General features: G+C 65.5%; 3 protein-coding genes. All 3 read right to left on the bottom strand.

The window, feature by feature from the left end; translation table 11 throughout:
- Positions 1-18: 18 nt before the first annotated feature.
- Positions 19-1908, bottom strand: a complete 1890-nt coding sequence (locus tag AC1D00_RS28045; protein ID WP_477012884.1) for a TRAP transporter large permease — start codon at positions 1906-1908, stop codon at positions 19-21.
- 15 nt (positions 1909-1923) lie between these two features.
- Entirely contained in the window at positions 1924-2943 is a 1020-nt protein-coding gene (locus tag AC1D00_RS28040) for a TRAP transporter substrate-binding protein (RefSeq protein WP_404556357.1), read from the bottom strand.
- 395 nt (positions 2944-3338) lie between these two features.
- A complete protein-coding gene (locus AC1D00_RS28035) occupies positions 3339-4565 on the bottom strand; it encodes an efflux RND transporter periplasmic adaptor subunit (protein WP_477012885.1) in 1227 nt (408 codons plus the stop codon).
- Between the last annotated feature and the right edge of the window lie 26 nt (positions 4566-4591).

Genomic DNA, 4591 nt, shown 5'->3' with positions numbered 1-4591 from the left:
CACCCTCCTCAAAGCGCTTCAAAGAAATCCGATCGAGATCCACGGGAAGATCGCGACGATGATCAATCCCACCAGCAGCGCCAGCAGATAGCCCCAGATCGGCCTGATGCCTTCGGCCGGGTCGACGCGTCCGATGGCGCAGGCGGCATAATAGCCGACGCCGAAGGGCGGGGCGAATAGCCCGATACCCATGGCCAGAATGATCACCATCGCATAGTGCACCTCGTGCACGCCGACTGCGCGGGCAATCGGAAACAGCAGCGGCCCGAACAGCACGATCGCCGGGATGCCCTCCAGCACGCTGCCGAGGATGGTGAAAGCCAGGATGGACACGGCGATGAAGGTCGCCGAGCCGCCCGGCAATCCCGTCATGGCCGCCGCCAGCGAGCGCGAGAAGCCGGATTGGGTCAGGCCCCAGGCCATACCGGTGGCGGTGCCGATGATCAGGAGGATGGCGCCCGACAGCGCCGCGGTCTCGACCAGCATCGGAAACAGCCGCCGCCAGTCGAAGCGGCGATAGACCAGGAGGCCGACCAGGGCGCCGTAGACGATGCCGATGGTGGAGACTTCGGTGGCAGTGGCGATGCCCTCGACCACGGCGTAGCGGATCACGAAGGGCAGCGCGAGCGCGGGCAGGGCGACGACGAACGTCTTGCCGATCTCGCTGCCCGTGGCGCGGCGGACATGGCTCATGTCCTCATGGCGGTAGCGCCACCACACCAGCATGCAGAGCGTGACGGCGAGCACGACGCCGGGCAGCAGGCCGCCGGTGAACAGCGCCGCGATCGAGACGCCGGTGACCGAGCCGATCGTGATCAGCACGAGGCTCGGCGGAATGGTCTCGGTCTGGGCCCCCGTCGCCGCAAGAAGCGCGACGAGGTCGCCGGGGCGGGCGCCGCGCTGTTTCATCTCCGGGAACAGCACGGGCGCAACAGCGGCCATGTCCGCGGCCTTGGCGCCGGAAATGCCGGAGACCAGGTACATGGCGCCGACCAGCACGTAATGCAGGCCGCCGCGGACATGCCCCAGCAGGCTCGCCAGGAACGCCACCATGGCCCGCGCCATGCCCGTCATCTCGATCAGCAGCCCCAGGAACACGAACAGCGGCACCGAGAGCAGGATGAGATGGCTCATGCCCTCGTCCATCCGTCCGATCAGCACCATGACCGGCGTGCGCGTGGTCAGCGCCAGATAGCCGAAGATCGCAAGGCCAAAGCCGAACGCAATGGGAACGCCGGCAAAGACGCAGAAGCCGGCGACGCCGACGAAGAAGATGACGAGGTTGAGGTTGCCGAGCGGCCGCAGATAAGGCTGCGCCAGCCAGAACAGGCCGACGACGACGGCAACGGAGATCACGGCCATCAGCACCATGCGGTAATCGGTGGCGCGCAGCAGCCGCAGCAGTGCGAACGCCGCCATCAGGCAGATGCCGGCCGGCAGCGCCGCGGCGCGCCAGATGTTCGAGATCTGCAGCGCCGGCGTGGTGATGAAGCTTTCCTCGTAGGCGTATTCGGCGGATGGCCACACGATCAGCGTCAGGAACGCGAGCGCCGCGCAGGTCGCGACCAGATCCAGATAGGCCCGCATCGCGGGTCCGGCGCTCGCGACGACCGCGGTCATGCGCATGTGCTCGGAGCGGCGGAATGCGACCGCCGCGCCCAGCATGGCCAGCCACAGGAACAGGATCGAGGCGAGCTCATCCGACCAGATCAGCGGCCGGTGCAGGCCGTAGCGCGCGACCACGCCGGCAAACAGGATCACGATCTCGGCGACCACCAGGGTCGCAGCCGGGATTTCGACGGCGAGGCCGAGGACGCGTTCGAGCGAAGCCAGCAGTGAGGATCGGCGAGGGGACTGAACAGCCGCCTCGCCCGCCACTTCGGTCACCTCAACCTCGATATGAGCCATGACGGCCCCAACGCGTTACGAGAGCTTGCCGACGGCCTTCTCCAGGAGGTCCCAGGCCTGATCGCCATATTTGCCCTTCCACTCGGCATAGAAGCCGGCGGTCCGCAGCTTGTCGCGGAACGGCGCGACCGTGGGCTGATTGAAGATCAGGCCCTTGGCCGCGAGCTCCTGCTGGAGATTGGCATTGAGCTTGGCGGTATCCTCGCGCTCCTTGACCGCGGCGGCATTGATGTTCTTGGCGACGATGGTGCGCACATCTTCCGGCAGCGCGCTCCAGGCGCGGCGATTGGCCAGGAACCAGAAGCCGTCCCACATGTGGTTGGTCAGCGAGCAGTATTTCTGCACCTCGTAGAGCTTTGCGGTCGAGATGATCGCCAGCGGGTTCTCCTGGCCCTCGACGATCTTGGTCTGGAGCGCGGAATAGACCTCGCTGAAATTGATCGAGGCGGGCGCTGCATCGAACGCCTTGAACATCGAGGTCCACAGCGGCGACACCGGCACGCGGATCTTGAAGCCCTTGAGGTCGTCGGGACCGTTGATCGGCCTGGTCGAGGACGTGGTCTGGCGGAAGCCGTTGTCCCAGATCTTGTCCATGACCTCGAGGCCGGCCTTCTTGATCTCGCCGCGGACATGCGCGCCGAGATCGCCGTCCATGGCTTTCCAGACCGTGTCGTAGTCCGGGAACGCGAAGCCGATGCCGTTGATGGACGCGGCCGGCACCAGGGTCGACAGGATCAGGCCCGACAGCGTGAAGAACTCGACGCCGCCGGAGCGGATCTGGCTCAGCATGTCGGTGTCGGAGCCGAGCTGGTTGTTCGGGAAGATCTGGAGGTCGAACTTGCCGTTGGTCTCGCTCTTGATCGCCGCCGCCATCTCCTTGGCGCGCACGTTCAGCGGATGGGTGTCCGGCAGGTTATTGGCGTATTTGTAGCTGAACTCGGCGCTCTGGGCGCGGGCCACATGGGGCGCACCGAGGCCGCCCAGGACCGCGGTCGCGGCGGAGGCCTTGAGAAGCGTGCGTCGGGAAAAGCTCATGGGTCTGCTTCCTCGGAAGGTTTGTTGTTGTTCTGAGACGCAAACCTATACGGACGTCGAGTCAGAAGGTCATCTGCGATCTCGCGAAGCCTCGCTTATTGCAGCCGGACAACGTCACGGCAATATCGGCTTTGGGCACATCGAGCCCGGATTCAAAAACGCGAAAAACAACCCCATGCACAGTAGCCGTCAAGAGCTGGGACGACGTGCGAGGGCCGGGCCGACAATCGCGCTGGAGCGAAGACGGGATGGCAGGAATTCCGTCTAAATAATTGATCTGATTGTATATAAAGATATTCCATAATATACCTTATGCGAATCATGGATATGGGTGGCCATGGGCTCATGGCGGCATCCAGGCTGCTCGCCTCTCGCGCCAATCCTGCCCTTACGGGCTACGACACGGCCGTTGTCGGCTGGGCTCGGACCTTGGCGCCGTCGGCGAGATCGACGGATGGATTGAGGATGATCTGGTCGCCACGCTTGACGCCGCTGTCGACCTCGAGTTCGCGGCCGAGGTCGCGCAGCACGTTGATCTTCCTGAGGTGCACGACGCCATTGTCCACCACGGCGACCTGCATGCCTCCGGCGTTGAAGATCACGGCGTCGGCAGAGATCCGGAAGCTTGGGGTCTGCCGTGGGATGTGCAGTTCCACGGTGCAGTAGATCCCCGACGTGAGCGCAGCGTCGGGATTGGGAATATCGACCTCGGTGAGCAGCGTCCGCGATCCCGGCTGGAGCGCGTCCGCAATGCGGGTCACGGTGCCTGGAAAGGTCCGGTCCGGGATCTCCGGCACATGGACCACCGCGGCTATGCCGGGCTTGAGGCCAAAGGCGGCGTCCTGCGGCACGAACACCTGGGTACGGATTACATTGCCCTGCTGGAGCGTGAACATGAAGGTGCCCGAGGTCGCGTCGGCCTGGACCAGGCTGCCGACGTCGATGTTGCGCTGGGTGATGACGCCGTCGAACGGGGCCACCACGCTCTGATAGAGCTTCTGCTGGCGAAGCACCTGCAACTGCGCCTCCTCCGCCCTGATATTGGCCTGTGCCACGGACACCGCGGCGTCCTGGGCCTTGAGGGTCTGCTCGTCGATGGTGCCCTGCTGCGCCGTGACCCATCCCTTGTCGACCAGCGGCCGATCGCGGTCCCAGGTGACTTTGGCAAGCTCGCGGTTCGCCTGGGCCTGCTGGAACGACCAGTTGAGCTGGGCAAGCGTCGCTTCGGCCTGGGCGATCTGGTGATCAAGCTCGGGGGCGACGATTTCGGCGAGCAACTGCCCTGCCTTGACGTGGTCGCCGATATCGACCGCGCGGGTGGCGATATAGCCGCTGGCCCGGGCGAAGATGTTGGCGCTAGCAAAGGCGGAGGTCGTCGCCGGCAGTTTCACGACCTCGTTCGTGTCGCTGGGCTCGACGGTGGTGACACGGACCTGCGGCACGAACTCACGCGCCTGCTCGGCCGTCGCGAGCACCTGGCGGCGCTCCGCATAGTGGCTCCATGCACCCGACGCCAGCGCCGTGCCGGCCACGAGGATCAGGCCGAAGCCGGCGAGGCGCCCTCCCCGACGACGCGCGTGCCGCCGCGGTGCGACGTCCCGGCCCCGGTCCGTCTCTGTCACGCGCTCCGGCTCGATTGGTCCGTTGA

This window comes from Bradyrhizobium sp. P2_E8, from assembly GCF_056403875.1.
Note: the sequence above shows the minus strand (reverse complement) of the source record. Positions and strands in the feature narration are given on the sequence as shown.

Excerpts from the sequence above, each read along its gene's own strand:
- AC1D00_RS28040 (WP_404556357.1), bottom strand. The coding sequence starts at position 2,943 with ATGAGCTTTTCCCGACGCACGCTTCTCAAGGCCTCCGCCGCGACCGCG.
- AC1D00_RS28045 (WP_477012884.1), bottom strand. The coding sequence starts at position 1,908 with ATGGCTCATATCGAGGTTGAGGTGACCGAAGTGGCGGGCGAGGCGGCT.